The 18,195-nt window shown below is 27.9% G+C and carries 15 protein-coding genes; 14 read left to right on the top strand and 1 reads right to left on the bottom strand.

The genetic code is table 11. The annotated features are described in order from the left end of the window. The first annotated feature begins 436 nt into the window (after positions 1 to 436). The 11 genes from VJI94_RS01560 to guaA all read left to right on the top strand — a co-directional run bounded on the left by VJI94_RS01560 (position 437) and on the right by guaA (position 13,846). Positions 437 to 853, top strand: coding sequence for a hypothetical protein (locus VJI94_RS01560; protein ID WP_324008079.1), 417 nt, complete (start codon positions 437 to 439; stop codon positions 851 to 853). 112 nt (positions 854 to 965) lie between these two features. Next, complete coding sequence (locus tag VJI94_RS01555) at positions 966 to 3,374, top strand: U32 family peptidase (protein WP_324008078.1); 2,409 nt, start codon at positions 966 to 968, stop codon at positions 3,372 to 3,374. A 225-nt stretch (positions 3,375 to 3,599) separates the two neighbouring features. Then, entirely contained in the window at positions 3,600 to 3,968 is a 369-nt protein-coding gene (locus VJI94_RS01550) for a NusG domain II-containing protein (protein WP_248109533.1), read from the top strand. Then, positions 3,968 to 4,465 carry a Gx transporter family protein gene (locus tag VJI94_RS01545; protein ID WP_004833325.1) on the top strand — a complete coding sequence of 166 codons (498 nt, stop codon included), beginning with the start codon at positions 3,968 to 3,970 and terminating at the stop codon, positions 4,463 to 4,465. Before VJI94_RS01550 ends, VJI94_RS01545 begins: the two co-directional genes overlap by 1 nt. Continuing rightward, positions 4,455 to 5,318, top strand: a complete 864-nt coding sequence (radC, locus tag VJI94_RS01540) for a RadC family protein (RefSeq protein WP_314938314.1) — start codon at positions 4,455 to 4,457, stop codon at positions 5,316 to 5,318. The genes VJI94_RS01545 and radC overlap by 11 nt, the downstream gene beginning before the upstream one ends. A gap of 13 nt (positions 5,319 to 5,331) precedes the next feature. Continuing rightward, positions 5,332 to 6,354, top strand: a complete 1,023-nt coding sequence (locus tag VJI94_RS01535; RefSeq protein ID WP_004833327.1) for a rod shape-determining protein — start codon at positions 5,332 to 5,334, stop codon at positions 6,352 to 6,354. Then, positions 6,347 to 7,210, top strand: a complete 864-nt coding sequence (gene mreC / locus VJI94_RS01530; RefSeq protein WP_324008077.1) for a rod shape-determining protein MreC — start codon at positions 6,347 to 6,349, stop codon at positions 7,208 to 7,210. Before VJI94_RS01535 ends, mreC begins: the two co-directional genes overlap by 8 nt. Beyond that, entirely contained in the window at positions 7,203 to 7,700 is a 498-nt protein-coding gene (mreD, locus tag VJI94_RS01525; RefSeq protein ID WP_324008076.1) for a rod shape-determining protein MreD, read from the top strand. Before mreC ends, mreD begins: the two co-directional genes overlap by 8 nt. A gap of 12 nt (positions 7,701 to 7,712) precedes the next feature. After that, a complete protein-coding gene (locus tag VJI94_RS01520; protein ID WP_324008075.1) occupies positions 7,713 to 11,069 on the top strand; it encodes a penicillin-binding transpeptidase domain-containing protein in 3,357 nt (1,118 codons plus the stop codon). A 71-nt stretch (positions 11,070 to 11,140) separates the two neighbouring features. Further along, a complete protein-coding gene (locus VJI94_RS01515; protein WP_004833331.1) occupies positions 11,141 to 12,193 on the top strand; it encodes a BMP family ABC transporter substrate-binding protein in 1,053 nt (350 codons plus the stop codon). A gap of 120 nt (positions 12,194 to 12,313) precedes the next feature. Further along, a complete protein-coding gene (gene guaA / locus VJI94_RS01510) occupies positions 12,314 to 13,846 on the top strand; it encodes a glutamine-hydrolyzing GMP synthase (protein WP_324008074.1) in 1,533 nt (510 codons plus the stop codon). A 288-nt stretch (positions 13,847 to 14,134) separates the two neighbouring features. Here the strand turns inward: guaA and VJI94_RS01505 are convergent, their stop codons facing one another. After that, on the bottom strand, positions 14,135 to 14,377 hold the full coding sequence (locus VJI94_RS01505) for a hypothetical protein (RefSeq protein ID WP_324008073.1): 243 nt from the start codon (positions 14,375 to 14,377) through the stop codon (positions 14,135 to 14,137). Positions 14,378 to 14,476: 99 nt separating this feature from the next. Between VJI94_RS01505 and VJI94_RS01500 the strand changes: the two genes are divergently transcribed. From VJI94_RS01500 to VJI94_RS01490, 3 genes are read left to right on the top strand one after another with little or no spacing between them, the layout of a single operon-like run. After that, complete coding sequence (locus VJI94_RS01500) at positions 14,477 to 14,701, top strand: helix-turn-helix transcriptional regulator (RefSeq protein WP_324008072.1); 225 nt, start codon at positions 14,477 to 14,479, stop codon at positions 14,699 to 14,701. Continuing rightward, a complete protein-coding gene (locus VJI94_RS01495; RefSeq protein WP_324008071.1) occupies positions 14,702 to 16,726 on the top strand; it encodes an N-6 DNA methylase in 2,025 nt (674 codons plus the stop codon). Beyond that, a complete protein-coding gene (locus VJI94_RS01490) occupies positions 16,720 to 18,186 on the top strand; it encodes a restriction endonuclease subunit S (protein WP_324008070.1) in 1,467 nt (488 codons plus the stop codon). The genes VJI94_RS01495 and VJI94_RS01490 overlap by 7 nt, the downstream gene beginning before the upstream one ends. Positions 18,187 to 18,195: the final 9 nt, after the last annotated feature.

The following is an 18,195-nucleotide window of genomic DNA, read 5'->3' as shown; positions in this document are numbered from 1 at the left end:
TGTTTTAAGCATATTTTTGTTTATAATATCATTTTTTCTTTTAGAAAATATAATGTTAAATCAAGAGTTTACATTTAATTATTATAGATATATATTAATTAATATTTTTAGAGTGAATAAGATATTGTCACCACCTGAATATGGTTTGACTCATATATTTTTTTACAGCATATTACTTTATTCGATTTTAAATTTAATTTTCTGTTCAAACAAAATATATTTAATTATAAATCAAATATTTTTGAGTATATATTTTATTCTCAATATATATCCAATAACTATAGGACGTGCCGGTTTTGAAGATAATATTTCAATGATGTATTTTTTTACAAATATATTGATAATAATTTTGCTACATCTTATTAATTTATACCAATTTAAACATCTTAAAAATTAAGTTTTAATAAATAACAGATTTTATATTGAGGTGTTGGTTATGAATATTGCTAAAAAATATTTTATAAATTATTTATGGATTGTAAATTTTGTTATATTTATTGTGCTTATGTTTATGTTGGATTATGTCGATTTAAATAATGAGTATATATACAGTGTTGATAAATATTTATTTCTAATGGTTTTGCCGATAATTGATGAACTTAATGGAGGGACATTCATTGTCATACTCTTATTATATATGACATTCTCAATTTTGTATAAGATAAATTATAAATTTTTAATTATAAATTTATGCTATGTAATATTTCAATTATTAGCAATATTATATCCAGTTGTATTTGGGAAATTTGAATTATTAGGCACTAAATCAATTTTCTTGTTTATGATTATAATAATAATCCATTTTATTTTGATTTTTATTAATACTTTTCTTATAAAATTTAAATATGATTGAATATTTTAAAAGGAGGAATTTTAATTTCTCCTTTTATATTGCAAAAAATGTGGTATAATAAACATGTCTTTACACATTTTATAAAGATATAATTTTTATTGTGAGGGATTTTATGTTTGAACTTTTATCTCCGGCGGGTTCTATGGAATCCTTGAAAGCCGGAATTCAAAATGGTGCAGATGCTATTTATCTGGGCGGTAGCAGTTTTGGAGCAAGAGCTTCTGCAACAAATTTTGACAATGATGAGCTTATAGAAGCTGTAAAATATGCAAAACTTAGGAATGTATATATATTTGTCACTGTTAATACATCTATTAAAGAAACCGAAGTTGAAGAATTGATTTCTTATACAGATTTTTTATATAAAATTGGTGTGGATGCAATAATTTTATCTGATATTGGAGTTGCAGAAGTTTTAAGAAAAAGATATCCAAATATGGAACTTCATGCATCAACTCAAATATCTGCACATTCATTAAATGACGTTTTAGAATTAAAAAAAGTTGGATTTAACAGAGTAGTTCTTGCAAGAGAACTTAGTATAGAAGAAATTAAGGAAATCTGTGATAATGTTGATATAGACATTGAGGTATTCATTCACGGAGCAATCTGTATAAGTTATTCAGGACAATGTCTGATGAGCTCAATGCTTGGAGATCGTTCAGGAAATAGAGGCCGTTGTGCTCAGCCTTGTAGGCAAAGCTATAAATTGATTAACAAGACAACAGGAAAAATTATTGATGTAAATGGAAATTACTTATTGAGTCCAAAAGATTTATGTAGTATAGAAAACATTGAAAAAATATTGGATACTGGTGTTAAATCTTTAAAAATTGAAGGAAGAATGAAAAGACCAGAATATGTAGCAGTTGTTACATCAAGATACAGAAAAACTATAGACAATTACATAAATAATAAAATTACAGATGATAAAAAGGCTTTAAAAGAAGATTTAGAAGCTATTTTTAATAGAAAATTCACATCAGGATACCTTATGAGTAAAAACGGTTCTGATATAATCAATTTAGATAAGCCTAATAATGTTGGAGTAAAAGTTGGAGAAGTTTTAAGTTTTAACTCCAAAAAGAACAAATTGAAAATAAAGTTATCCGGCAAACTTTCGAAAGGAGACGGTATTAATTTAGGTGGAGGAAGTATTGGTAGAATAATTAAAAATGGTGAAATTTTTGACTTTGGAGTAGCTGGAGAAATTATAGAAATTGATTTTGTGAAAAATATAAAATCTAAAACTCCTGTTTACAAAACTTCTGATAAATTATTGGTAGATAATGCCAATAAATCATTTATAGAAGGAATTGAGAATAAAAAGATAAATTTAAAATGTGAAATTTTTATAAAAGTTGGTGAAAAAGCAAAGTTTATTTTAGAAAATATTGAAGTTTATTCAGACGAAAAAATAGAAAAGGCAAATGATAAAGAAGCTGAAATAGATAAGATTATTGAAAAATTGTGTAAAACTGGTGGAACTCCTTACAAATTCGTTTTTGATAATATATTTGTAGATAAAGATGTCTTTGTTCCAGTTTCAGTATTGAATAATCTTAGAAGAAAAGCAATTGAAAAATATGAGGAATATAAACTGGATTTTTCAAGTAAAAGGATTATATATTCTTATAAGAATTTTAGCTATCTGAAAGATAAAAAAGTATTTAATGGAAAGATTACATTAAAAGTACATAAAAATTCTCAACTTGATAAAATTTTAGAAAATCCGGATATATCAGAGTATATAAGAGAAATTTATACTGAAGATTTTACTTTACTTGAAGAATATTATAATAAATTTAAAACTATTGGGATAAATTTAGTTTATAGCGCTTTAGGTGTTATAAGAAATGAAGAGTATTCTATATTAGAAAAATATTTATCTAAAATAAATAATGAAATTTTTAATAAAGTTCAAATATCAACTTGGGGTTCAAAAAATTTTTTTAAATCAAAATTTGGAACTAAAAAATTCAATATAGACACATATTTTAATATTTATAACTCATATTCATTGAGATTTTTTGAAAAATATTTTGATGCTGAAGATATAACAATTTCACAAGAAATAAATAAATTTGAAATAAAAAGTTTATTGAATAAATCAAAAGAAAAAAATGCAAATGTTGATATGATAATTTATGGACATACAAGAGCAATGCTTACGGAATACTGTGCAATGGGTGTTTTGACAAAAGATTGTCACAAAGATAGGCGTTGTGCTGAATGTGCAAGAAGTGACTATATTTTAAAAGATATGGAGAATAGAGAATTTAGACTATTTCAAGATATGTTTTGCAGAACTGAAATAAGAAATCATATTGCCCTTGATTTAAGAGAAAATATAAATGAAATATTTGAGCTTGGAGTTGACAGAGTAAGACTTGATTTTACTTATGAAGATTCTGATATGATCTATAGAATTTTAAAAGAATGTGTTGAATATTTAAAATATTCAAAAAAATTTAATTATAAAAATGTGTTTAAAGGGCATTATATAAATTCAGTTAATTAATTTTTGAAAAAATGAAAATAAAGATAAAAAAGTAGTATTTTTAAATTTTTTTAATACTACTTTTTTTGTTTAGTTAATAAATATATGGATTATTTCCAGAAAAAAATTTTTAAAACATTGAAAAATAGATAATTTTTTGATAAAATTAATGTTGAGATGATAATCCTGTCTTTTTAATATTTGTTATATTGATAGGATATTCATAGTAAAAATAGGGAAGTGTATATGAAAAAAGGAGATATTATTGTTATCTTTACTTTAATTATTATTTTTTGCTTTTCATTTGTATATATAAATAAAAGTTTTATAACAACCGAAGATAAATATATAAGTGTTCAAGTAAATGGAGAAGAAATTAAGCAGATAACATTTGGAAATGAAAAGAAAGTTTATCCTATAAGAACTTCTTTTGGACTTAATATTTTAGAAGTAGATAATGATGGAGTTAGAGTTATCGAAGCGAGTTGTCCCGATAAACTCGATGTTAAGTTTGGAAAAATAAATAAAGTTGGACAAGCAATTATTTGTATGCCAAATAGATTGGTGATACAAATAAAATCAAGACAAAATAATGATTTGGATGTGGTAAATTAATGAAAGCAAAAAAAGTTATTTTAATTTCATTATTTGTTTCAGTTGCTTTAATAGTATCATTATTAGAGTATTATATTCCAATACCTATTCCAAATGTAAGATTAGGGCTGTCAAATATAATAATTATAAATTCAATCTTACTTTTCGGTTTTAAAGAAACATTTTTTATTTCATTTCTTAAGGCGATTTTATTAGTAATAATATTAGGAAATCCTATAAGTTTTATATATAATTTTTCAGCGGGATTTACAAGCATTGTTACTATGTATATATTAAATAAGTTTTGTAGTAAGTATTTAAGTTTAATAGGAATAAGTGTTTTGGGGTCTGTTTCTCATGTTATGGTTCAAATACTGGTTTCTATGGTTCTTTTAAATACAAGAACTTTGATTAATTTTATTCCTTTTTTAGGTATAATTGGAGTTTTTACCGGAATCTTGGTTGGTATTATTTCAAATTATATGTATAAAATTTTAAGAGGTAATTATGTCAAGTAATGATTATGAAAATTTTTTAAAAGAGTTAAAAATTTTTTTAAACGATGAAAAATTAAAAGAGAAAAAAATTTTTGAAAAAGAAATTAAAGAAGAAAATCTATCTTTTGGAGAAAAAATAATAAATGAAGTAAATAGCGTAAAAAATATTGAATATGAAGATATAGAAACTTTTACTGTTTCGATAAAAGAGCTTGAAGAAACTGATAAACCGAGAGAAAAACTTTATAAATTTGGATTAGAAAATTTAAGCGAATATGAACTTATAGCAATTTTAATTCGAAGTGGTTCAAAAAAAGAAGATGTTTTGACTCTTTCAAAAAAATTATGGAAATATATGAGTAAGTTTCATAGAATTAGTGAGATTACAATTAATGATTTGATGAAAATTGATGGAATAGGTCTTTCAAAGGCTTGTTCTATAGTTTCAGCTTTAGAACTTTCAAAAAGATTGAATATGAGGGAATGTGTTGATAATTTTTCTATAGGTTCTCCTAAAAGCGTTGCTGATATTTTTATGAATATACTGAGAGATGAAATGAAAGAGCATTTTTATGTTCTTTTATTAGATACTAAGAATAAAATAATTTCTTGGGATGAAATATCTAAAGGAGATTTAAATTCTTCTATAGTTCATCCAAGAGAAGTTTTTAAATATGCCCTAAGATATAGTGCAAATAGTATTATTTGTTTGCATAATCACCCAAGTGGGGATCCTACTCCAAGTTCACAAGATATAGATATAACTAAAAGATTGGAAGAGGTTGGAGATTTAGTTGGAATAAGATTATTAGATCATATTATAATCGGATATAATAAATATGTTAGTTTAAAAGAAAAAGGATTAATGAGGTAAGAGAGGTAGAAAAATGGGTTTTTCGTGGATTTTAGGAGAAGATTTGACCTTAGATTTAGGTACGTCTAACACTCTAATATACTCAAAAAGAAAAGATGGTAAAATTATGGAACCTTCTGTTGTTGCAGTGGATTTAAATAATTATGAAATAGTTGCAGTTGGAGAAAAAGCAAAAAATATGGAAGGAAAAACTCCAGATAATATAATAACATTGGCACCCATAAAAGGTGGGAAGATAATAAATTTTGAAATTGCTCAAGTAATGCTAACAAATTTATTAAAAAAAGCAAAATCGAGTTTTTCAGTTTTTCATCCAAAGGTGCATATTGCGATATCAAGTGGTATTTCTGAAGTTGATAGAAGAGCTATCGAAGATTGTGTAATTTATTCCGGTGCTAGAAGCATTGAATTTATTCCAAGCGCAGTTGCATCTGCAATTGGAATGGGACTTCCGGCTTTAGAACCGTCAGGAAGTATTGTGGCTAATATTGGAGGAGGAACTGTAGATGTTTCTTTAGTTAGTTTAGGTGGAGTTGTTGCGTCTAAATTTGTTGATATTGGTGGAGATTCAATAGATTATGACATCATAAATATCGTAAAAAATAAATATGATTTGATGATAGATAAAGAAACTGCGGAATTTATAAAGATTAATCTATCTTCATTTATAACTAGCAATATCACTAATAGTCTTTCAATATTCGGTAGAGATATAAACAGTGGTATGCCTAGAAATGCTACAATTTATGGGAAAGATATAACATCTTCGTTATTTCCGCTTTTTAATGCAGTTGCTGACGCAATAAAAGTTATTTTGGAAAAGACTCCTCCGTCAATGACAGGGAATGTTTTAAGAAATGGAATATTTCTAACAGGAGGTTGTTCTAAAATTAACGGTTGTGTTGAGTATTTACAAAACGAATTGAGAATAGCTATAAATATATCTGAAAATCCATTGACCTGTACTTGTGAAGGAGCAAGTATCTTGGTTAATAATATGAAAGCTAAAAATAATAGGAGAAAAAATAATGAATAGATTTAGAAATATTAAAGCACGTAAAAAGAAAATTTCTTTTTTTACAACAGTGATAATTTTAAGTTCTATAATTTTTTTCAGTAATAATTCTTCTATTATGAATATTGGAGAAAATGCGATAGGAACGGTTACTAGTTCAATTTCAAGAATAGTTTATTCTTCTATTGCAAGTTCAAAAGAGGTTTTTAAGAATATTTTTGGATCAAAAGCAATTAGAGAAGAAAATGAAAAACTAAAAATTGAAAACGCAGAACTTAAAGAAAAAAATATAAGTATGGAGAACATAATAGCTAAAGAAGAATTTTTAAAAAATGAATATAATTTGTATTTAAAAAATAAAGAAAATCTTTTAAGTGCTAATGTGATTGCTCTAGATAACAATAGTTTGTTTGTAAGGTTTAACATAAATAAAGGTAGTAAAGATGGTGTTAAAGTTGGAGATATTATTGTTCAAGGAACCATTGGAGATAAGGAAAATACTTATATTAAGGCAGTTGTTGGAAAGGTAGTTGAAGTCGGATATAATTGGAGTAAAGTTTCCAGTTTAGTTGACTCTGCAAGTAATGTTTCATTTAATGTCGTTAGAACACAATCATATGGAGCTATAAATGGTCAAGAAAACAATCTTTTGTCTGGTTTTATGTATAAATCAGATGCTGACGTTGTGGTTGGCGATAAATTAGTTACTTCAGGTAGAGGTGGAGTATTTCCAAGAAACTTATACATCGGAGAAGTTACAGAGGTAAAATCTTCAGAAAATAATTTAGAAAAAAAAGTTAGTGTAAAATCTCCTGTAGACTTTACGACTTTGTTTAGGGTGTTTGTATTAAAAGGAAATGGTGAAGACAATGAATAGATTAAAAGTTGTATTAATGTTTTTTGCAAGTATAATGATACAAACAGCGATATTACCTAATTTTAGTATATTTAACTCTAAAGCAAATATGAGTTTAGCAGTTGTTGTTACAATTGCTATGAATTTCGGTTCTTATATTTCCGGATACTCCGGGATTGTACTTGGATTTTTTGAAGATATTTTATTTTCAAGAGTTATAGGGATAAGAGCGTTGATATATTATATGATAGGATTTATAGTTGGATATAATGAAGACTCCATAAACAAAGGAGACATACGTTCAGGCTCTATAATTACTGTTGTAGCAACTTTGTTTTATTGGGTTATGAATACAATAATTTATATGTTTTTGGAAAATTCATCATCAGCAAGGTTTATAAAATATTTAAAAGGTCCAATAATTATAGAGATGCTTTTAAATGTTTTATTGTACTTGATATGTAATTATGTTTTGAGAAAAGTGTTTAAAAAGAAAAAATTTAGATTTTAGTAGGTAAATTATATGAAGATTTTTGATAAGAATAAATTAGAAAAGATTAATGATAGACAATTGAGATATAAGATAGTTTATTCCATTTTATTTATTTTGATGATTGCACTTGTTGTAAAACTGTTTCATTTAACAATAATGAATGGTGATGACTATAGAGATAAAGCGGATAATAATAGACTTAAGGATGTAAAAATAACAGCTCCAAGAGGTAATATTTATGATAGAAATGGTAAATTATTAGCAGGAGTTAAGACTAGTCCGGCTGTTCAAATTTTGAAAGATGAATTTAATAGATTAAATAAAGATGAGAAAGTAAGTAAAATTGAAGAATTAACTAGAATACTTAATAAAGATGGTGCAAGTTGGGATACTGATGATTATTTTTTAGGAATTAATTATTTTGTGTATTCTTCTGATGTTGATTATTTTACTGAGTCAAAGTCTCCTAAAGAAAAAGTTTTGGATATAATTTTAGAAAATAAATTGGTAGAAGATATTTTAAAGCTTAGAATTGAAAAAAATTCTTCATCAAAATTTTCGTACTATATTATAAAAAAGGTTATAAGAGATTTACAACTTAAAGGAATATATGTTCCAAGTGATTTTTTTGATGTAGATAGTGGAGATATAAGTTTTTCTAAAGATAAAAAATATGAAGAATATGCAAAAGATAAAGATCTTTCTAAAGGAATTTATTCGCATGTTGCAGATTTAGTAAAGGATGATAAGTCAATAATAAGAAAAATATTGGATCAACCTTTGGCAAGAAAATTAGTTTATGATGAATTAAAGAAAAAAAATCTTTTAAAAAATATTGAGCTAAGTCCATTGATTGATTTGAATAGATATAATTTGTTACTAATAAAATCGGAATTAAATAAACAAAATTCAAAAGTAACTTTAGAAACCAGTGCAAAAGATGATTTCTATAATATGGTTAGAAAATTTACTATGGATAAATTATTGAGTTATGTAAAAGTTGATAAAAAAGGAAATAAAATAATTCCTGCAGAGATTTTATTAAAGAAATTAGAAGAAAAAAATATTGATACAAATGTTGAGTACACATTAGTCAAAGATGAAAAAGATAAAGAAAAAGTGCAATTTAATTATAAGGATAACGAAAAAAAAGACATCGAACCTTTGACTCACTTAATTTCTCTTGCAGAAGAAAATAATTTGCTTTATGATTTTGTTTTATCTGACGATATAAAAAACATTGCCCAAGAAGTAAATACTGAAAATAATATTATTTTAAAAATTTCTATAACAAATAAATCATTTGATTATGTATATAATATAAATCGAACAGAAATAAAGAATAGGTATAAAGTAAAGGACGATTATACTGGTGAAAGTCTATTTTCCATATTAAAAAAGACTTATTCTATTGAAGATTTAGATAACTATACTGCATATAGTTATTTAGTTTTAAATAGAAAAGTTGAATTACAGGGAGATAAAGCATATATTCCTATTACTCTTACTTATGGAATTTCTGAGCCTTGTGTTTCTCATATAAAAGAAAAGTTTGAAAATAATAAGGGATTTACTGTTTCGATGGAACCAATAAGACATTATCCTAATGGGGAATTAGCTTCTCACATTTTAGGATATATTGGAAAAATTTCTCAACAGGATGAAATTGAAAAATATACTAAAGATAAGGGATATTCTTCGGATAGCTTTATTGGAAAAACAGGAGTTGAAGAAAGTCAAGAAGTTTCTTTAAAGGGACAAGATGGTTTTAAGAAAGTAATGGTTGATAATAGAGGAAATAGAACAGAAACAATTTCTGAAACGCAGGCTGTTCCTGGAAAAAATGTATATCTATCAATAGATTCAGACTTACAAAAAGTAGCAGAAGAGTCTTTAAAACGTACTTTGGAATCTATTAGAAATGGAAGCGAGTATAAAAGTAAGTGGGGAAGTTATAAACCTAACGAAAGTCACAAAAATGCAACAAGTGGAGCAGTTGTTGTGCTTGATGTTAAAACGGGAAAAGTTTTAGCACTTGCAAGTTATCCTTCTTATGATCCAAATCTTTTTGTAACAGGGATTTCAAATAGTGATTGGATAAGTTTATTTCCGGAAGATGCAAGAGATTTTCTTGCTCCTAGACCTTTATATAATATTGCAACACAAAGTATTTCACAACCGGGGTCTACATTTAAACTTGCAAGCGCATTAGCGGCTCTTGAAAAAGGATTAAATCCTAATGAAAATATTAATTGTCAGGGTGTAATGGATGTTGGAGATACTAAATTCGGCTGTTGGATATGGAATCAATATAAAAGAACACATGGAAATGAAAATTTAAGAACTGCTTTAAGAGATAGCTGTAATTACTACTTCTATGCTTTGGCATTGGGAGAAAATCCTAAATCAAATAAAAAAACAGGGACTAAAATTACAATTGAAGATTTGTCTAAAACTGTAAAAGAATTGGGACTTGGAGAAAGAACAGGTATTGAGATAAATGTACCAAAAGAAAGTAAAGGAGTTGTTCCTGATTCAAATACTAAAAAATCTTTAACTAAAGCTATGTTAAAGCAAAAATTAGAAAAAGAAATTGATAAATATATCTTAGATGATAAAAATAAAGAAGATTATGACTTTAATAAAATAATTGATACTATTGTAAACTGGGCTGATGAAGAAACAGTTCCTTCGAGAACAGAAGTAATTAAAAGACTGGAAAAATTGGAATTAAAGGCTGAAGAAACAGTCGGAAATTCAAAAGTTACTTTAGCAGATATGATAAAATTTGATTATTTAAATCAAGCTTCTTGGTCTAATGCAGACTCATTAAATACTGTAATTGGACAAGGACAAAATGCTTATACACCTATACAAATGGCAAGATATATGGCTATGATTGCAAATGGTGGACAAAAGTTAAAAACGTCTGTTATTGAAAAAATAGTAAGCCATGATAATAAGACGGTGTCATTTCAAAATAATCCTGAAACCGAAAAATCAACTTTTAATCCTAAAAATTTAAAATATATTTTAGAAGGAATGAATATGGCATCTAAAACTTCTGAAAATTCTAAAATTTTTAAAAATTTACCGATAGAAATTGGTACAAAAACAGGTACAGCACAAAAAAGTGGAATCAATCCTGTTACTGGGCAAGCATATGATAATTATGCTTGGAATGTTTCTTTTGCACCTTATAATAAGCCGGAAATTGCTATTGCTACTGTAATATTTCAAGGTGGAGCTGGTGCATATTGTGGACCAATTGTCAGAGATATCATTGGACAATATTTAGATAATAAATCTGAATCCGGAGAAAAAATTCAATCTGATAAACAAAATGACAATAATTCAGAAAATGGTGAAAATTTAATTGGAGATTAGTATAAAAAGTATTGAAATTTTAGTTATTTTGATATATAATGTACTAGACTAAATAATTTAGGAGGTTTTATATGAAATTCAAAAAGACTTTCGCAGCACTTCTAGTTGGTGCTATGATTCTAACAGGTTGTTCTTCTAAACCTGATGAAAAAAAAGAAACAAAAACAGAAGAAAAAAAGGAAAATACTAAAAAGCCAATCAAATATGCAATGGTAACTGACACTGGTGGTGTTAATGACCAATCATTTAATCAATCTGCTTATGAAGGCTTAAAAGAATTACAAAAAGAAGGAATAATTGAAAAACCTACTTATGTTGAAAGTAAACAAGCTTCTGATTACAAGACAAATCTAGAAACTTTACTTGATGGTAAAAATGATTTAATCGCTGGAATTGGTTTTGCATTAGCAAAAGATATTGAAGCTGCAGCAAAAGCTAATCCTGATCAAAAGTATGTAATTATTGATTCCTCTTTTGAAAACACTCCAAAAAACCTTATCGGAACAATTTTTGCAGATAATGAAAATTCATTTTTAGTAGGATATTTGGCAGGAACATTAACTACTTCAAATAAAGTTGGTTTCGTTGGTGGTATTACATCTCCATTAATCAAAAAATTTGAAGCAGGTTTTAGAGCTGGCGTTGAACAAGCAGCAAAAGACAATAATAAAAAAGTAGAAGTTGTTGCTCAATATGCTGAAAGTTTTGGAGACGCTACTAAAGGTAAAGCCATTGCAAACAGTATGTACTCATCAGGAGTTGATATGATTTTCCATGCATCAGGTGGTACAGGTAATGGTGTTATCGAATCAGCAAAAGAAAATAAAAAATTTGTATTCGGTGTAGATAGAGATCAATCTTACTTAGCACCCGAATATGTTATAGCTTCTACAATCAAAAAAGTAAATGAAGCTATTAAGAGTGTTGGTAAAGACTTATACGAAGGAAAATTTAGAGGTGGAGAAACTATTGAATTTTCACTTAAAACAAACGGTGTTGACGTTGCATACGGAAAAGAAGATCAATTAAAGATTAAAATTCCTAATGAATTAAAACAAAAAATTGAAGAATTAAAGAAGAGCATTGCAGACGGTAAAATTACAGTGCCAACAGAAGTAAAATAAATTATTAATTAAAAGGAAGCGAAGGCTTCCTTTTTCATTTAAAATAACCTTACTGATATTTACCTTTTGTTGCTAATATTATATAATATTATTGTTAAATATAATTAAGGAGATTATCAAATGAAAAATGAATTAATTCTTGTTGTTGATTTTGGAGGACAATATAACCAATTAATTGCTAGAAGAGTAAGAGATCTTAATGTGTATTGTGAAGTTGTTCCTTATAATAAAGCAGTTAATGAAATAAAGAGAAAAAAACCTATCGGTATAATTTTTACAGGTGGACCAAATAGTGTTTATGACGAAAAAGCGCCAAAAATTGAAAAAGAAATTTTTGAATTTAATATGCCAATTTTGGGATTATGTTATGGAATGCAATTAATATCTCAAACATTTGGTGGAGTTGTTGAAAAAGCTGACAAAAAGGAATTTGGAAAAACTTTGTGCATCAAAGATAAAAATTCAAAACTTATTTCAAATATGAAATCTGAAACAACTGTTTGGATGAGTCATCAAGATCAAGTTGTAAAACTTCCTGAAGGATTTGACTGTATTCAACATACTATTACATGTCCTTATGCTGGAATAGAAAATGAAGAAAAGAAAATTTATGCAGTTCAATATCATCCAGAAGTTAATCACTCAGAAGAAGGAAAAGAATTAATAAAATCATTCCTTTACGATATTTGTAATGCAAGTGGTGATTGGACAATGCAAAACTTTATGAATGAACAAATACACAAAATTAAACAAACTGTAGGAGATAAAAAAGTATTATTAGCTCTTTCAGGAGGAGTTGACTCTTCTGTTTGTGCATCATTACTTTCAAAAGCTATTGGAAGCCAATTAACTTGTGTATTTGTTGATACAGGACTTATGAGAAAAAACGAAGGTGATGAGGTAGAAGCTGCTTTTAAAAATGATGAATTAAATTTTGTAAGAGTAAATGCAAAAGATAGATTTTTAGAAAAACTAAAAGGAGTAACAGATCCGGAACAAAAAAGAAAAATAATTGGAGAAGAATTTATTAGAGTTTTCGAAGATGAAGCTAAAAAAATAGGACAAGTAGATTATTTGGCACAAGGAACAATATATCCAGATGTTATTGAGTCAGGTCTTGGAGATGCAAAAGTTATAAAATCACATCACAATGTAGGTGGACTTCCGGATGTTGTAGATTTTAAAGACTTAATAGAACCTTTAAGAGATTTATTTAAAGATGAAGTAAGAAGATTAGGTTTAGAACTTAAAATGCCTGAATATTTAGTTTTCAGACAACCATTTCCTGGACCAGGTTTAGGAATAAGAGTAATGGGTGAGGTAACAGAAGAAAAATTAGAAATTTTAAGAAATGCAGATGCAATATTTAGAGAAGAAATTGCAAAGGCGGGAGAAGATAAAAATATAAGTCAATATTTTGCAGTTATTACAAACAACAAAACAGTTGGAGTAATGGGGGACTTTAGAACATACGACTACACTCTGGCCTTAAGAGGAGTTACAACAACAGACTTTATGACAGCCGATTGGGCAAGAATTCCATATGAAGTATTAGACAGAGTTTCCGTAAGAATAGTAAACGAAGTAGAAAATATAAACAGAATTGTATATGACATAACAAGCAAACCACCAGCAACAATCGAGTGGGAATAGAAGATATTATATCAAAAACGGCTTATTTTCAAGGCTTATAGTCAATCAGAATAAGCGGTTGGGACAAAATTGGGTAAAGATTTCAAAAAGAATAAATTGAGTAATAGATTCCTGTGGCTTTACAAATTAAGATAAAAAATCAGATTATAGCTTAGTTGTTATGGTCTTTTTGTGCCTATTTATGTTTTTTCAGGAACCGAGATTACTTAGGAAAAGACGACTTTCAATCTTCAAATTCTTCATCGGTTATTTCTTCGTTATAATGTTTCTTTCTCATTTCGTCCCATTCTAATAGAAAATCATCAAAATGGGATTATGGGATAAAAGAGCGGTAGACTCGCCATTTCCTGCAAGTGGACGAAACTTCATTTCCTTTTCGTAGTCGAAGATAATATGCAAGATTTCAAAAATAGAATTCGGCTCATGGTCGATTAAAGCTGAAATATCACAGTTAAGTGCATCTGCTATTTTTCTTAAAAGAAGTGGGGGATATACATTTGTTGTTGCTGAAAAATACGAAATGATTCGCAATGAATGAAGCAATAATAACTTTTAACAGCTGTATATTTTAACAGTTGTAAGAAGTTATTGTTTGTGGTATAATGTTTTAAAATATAGGAGGTGTAAGTTGTGAGTAATGAAATTAAATTTTTAATAGATGATGTGCTTAGTGAAAAGAACTTGAGTAAAAACTGGCTAGAAGAAAATGCTAAGTTGCAAAGAAGTCAGTTAAACTCCTATGCAAATAATAAAGTGAAAAGAATAGACCTTGATGTATTAGCAAGGATGTGCATTGCGTTGAATGTTGAGGTTGGAGATATTATGAAAATTCAACATAAAATCGGAGGAAGATAAATGGAAACGAAAGTGGTAATTATTCCAGATGGTAAAATATGTGATTATATTGATGGTAAATTTAGAAATGATACGCCAGAAGAATATGTAAGACAAACTGTTGAAAAAAGACTTGTCAATGAACATAAATACTCAAGAGATAGAATATGTGTTGAATATACTGTCCAAATAGGTTCTGGGAAGAAAAGAGCAGACATTGTAATTTTTCCTGATGAAGAAACAGATAAAAAACAAGAAAATATTAAGATAATAATTGAATGTAAAAGTGAAAAGATAGAAGCTAATAATGCTAAGGATGGCGTGGCTCAATTAAAATCATATATGTCCGCTTGCCCCAATGCTGAATGGGGGATGTGGACAAATAGTAAAGAAAAGTTTGTCTTTAAAAAATTTACTGATGATAAAGGTGTAATTCAGTTTATGGATTACAATGATATACCATCTGCAGATGGCAATATTGATGATATCAATCGTCCGAAGAGAGCTTCACTTAAGAATGCATCAGATGACAATCTTTTATTTACATTTAAGACTTGCCACAATCACATTTATGTAAATGAAGGAATGCAGAAACAGCCAGCATTTTTTGAGTTGCTTAAAGTTATTTTTTGCAAAATTGAAGATGAAAGAAATATCCCCAAGGCTCTTGAATTTTACGCAACGAGTGAAGAGCGATCTAATTCAGATGGACAATTAACGGTTAAAAATAGAATTGAAAAAATATTTGACCGCGTAAAAAAAGAAAAAAAGAATGCAAAAATTTTTGATCCTAATGACACTATAAAACTTAACCCCAGAACATTATCATATATTGTTAGTGAAATTCAAAAATACAGCTTACTTAATACAAGAATTGACATTAAAGGAAAAGCTTACGAGGAAATTGTTGGTGCAAATTTGCGTGGCGATAGGGGAGAGTTTTTTACACCAAGAAATGTTATGGCGATGGTAGTAGAAATGATAAATCCAACTATCGACGAAAAGGTATTGGATTCTTCTTGTGGGACAGGCGGGTTTTTGGTAACTGCAATGACCTATGCAATGAAGCAACTGAAGATAGAATTTGAAAAAGAAACTGGCAAGTTAAAATCTGAATGGAACGATTTTGAAAAGAAAGCCTTTCAAGACAAAATCTCAGATATGGCTATGAACAATTATTTTGGATTTGATATAAATCCTGATTTAGTTAAAGCTACAAAAATGAATATGGTAATGAATAATGATGGCAGTGGTAATATTTTGCAGAATAATTCTTTACTTCAACCGCATGAATGGACAGATGATTTTAAAATAAGATTGTCAGCAGCGTTGCAGATAGATAAGAAAACACTCATCAATAAAGATAGTATAGGATACTTTGATGTTATTGTTACAAATCCACCGTTCGGAAGTAAGATTCCAATTAAAGATCATGCCATATTAAGCCAATTTGATTTGGCGAAAATTTGGAAGCAAGATAAGAAAACTGGTAAATGGACTATTACTGATAGATATCAATCTTCAGTATCGCCAGAAATTTTATTTATAGAACGTTGCTATCAATTTTTAAAACCAGGTGGAAGAATGGGAATTGTACTCCCTGATGCTTTACTTGGTTCACCGGGAACAGGTTATATAAGAGAATGGTTAATCAAAAATACTAAAATCATTGCAAGTATTGACTTGCATGAAGATACATTTCAACCAAGGAATGGTACTCAAACTTCCGTGTTGATTTTACAAAAGAAAACTGAGGAAGAAATTTCAAAAGAGGAATCAACTGGGCAAATGGCAGATTATAATATTTATATGGCTATAGTTGATAAAATTGGACATGATAAGAGAGGCAATACACTTTTCAAGAGAGATAATGACGGAAATGAGATTATGGTTCCGGAAAAACAAAACATATATAAACTTGATGAAACATCGTCAGGATCTAAAACCGCTCAAATGGAAAGTAGAGAAAAAGTTGTTGATGATCAAACAGTACTTGTTCCAAATATTTTTAGAAAATGGAAAATAAATGAGGGAATATCATGGTAAATTCAGCGACAAAAAAATTAGAAAAAGAATTTATAGGAATAATTGATCTCCCTAAAGATGATATAAGTTGGTCTAGTGTATCTTTAATTGAAGTTATTAATAAAGGAAAAAGATTTGATGCTCAAGTATTTGATGTAGAATCTAAACATATTAGAGATGTTTTGAATAACGGAAAGTATCCTTTAGTACAATTGGATGGTGATGAGGGCTTAATAGAAGATAGCTTTTATCCGGGAAGGTTCAAAAGAATTTATTGTGAAAAAGGTGAAGGAATAGAATTTTACCTCCCGTCTCAAATGACTGATATATATCCTGAACCAAATAAATGGATTTCAAAATTAACAAAAGCTTCTATTGAAAAATTAAGACTGGAATTAGGTACTTTATTATTAACAAGATCTGGTACTATCGGCAATGTAACTATTGTATCTAAAACTTTGAAAAACAAAGTTTTTTCAGATGACGTAATACGAACATCTTTTAGAAATGAAGAAGATTTAGGATATGTTTATACTTATTTAAAATCTGAGTATGGGAATAATATTTTAAAAACAAATAGTTATGGTTCAGTTATTACACATATTGAACCTGAGCATCTTAAAGAGATGTTAATTCCCGATGCACCCTTTATAATAAAGAAGAAGATACATGATTTAATAATGAATTCGTATGATAATAGAGATGAATCAAATCGTCTTATAGATGAAGCTACCAAAATAATGATAGAAGAATTAGAACTTCCACCTATTGACGACTTAAAGAAAGAAGCTTTTTCATACAGTAAAGAAATTAACTCTTTTTCAATTAAACTAAGTGATTTAAATGGTAGACTTGAAAGCAACTATCATTTGCCTATAATAAAAGTATTAGAAAATCACCTTAGGGAGAAGGCTGATTTAGTAAAATTAGAGAATAAAGAGATTACAGAAAACATAGTACTAGCAGGTGTTTTTAAGAGAAACTATGTTCAAAAGGGACATGGTTATCCATTTCTTGGTGGGAAAGAGATTACACAATTGTCGCCGGAAACAGATAAATATCTTTCGAAAATAACTCATAAAAAAAGATATGAAAAAGAATTGAGAGTAAAAGAAAATTGGATATTGGTAACAGATAGAGGAACAATAGGAAAAGTTGTCATAGTGCCTAAGCACATGGAAAATATGGCAGTGAGCCAAAATGTTTTAAAAATAGTCCCTAAAATTTATCCAGGATATATTTACTGTTTTTTAAATTCTGATTATGGGCAAATACTAATAAAAAGGCAAAGCTATGGTTCTGTTGTTAATATGATAGATGATAGCTCTTTGGGAGATGTTCAAATACCAATAATAAAAGATAGAGAAATAGTTAAAAAGATAGATTGTTTAGTTTTAGAGGCAAATGAGTTAAGATATCAAGCCTATAAGCAAGAACAAAAAGCAATTGAAATAATGAACAGAGAAGTTTTAGGCTTGTAATGAAGTTGG

Origin of the sequence: Parvimonas sp. D9 (assembly GCF_035282565.1) — a bacterium.
GTDB classification, from domain to species: Bacteria; Bacillota; Clostridia; order Tissierellales; family Peptoniphilaceae; genus Parvimonas; species Parvimonas micra.
Note: the sequence above shows the minus strand (reverse complement) of the source record. Positions and strands in the feature narration are given on the sequence as shown.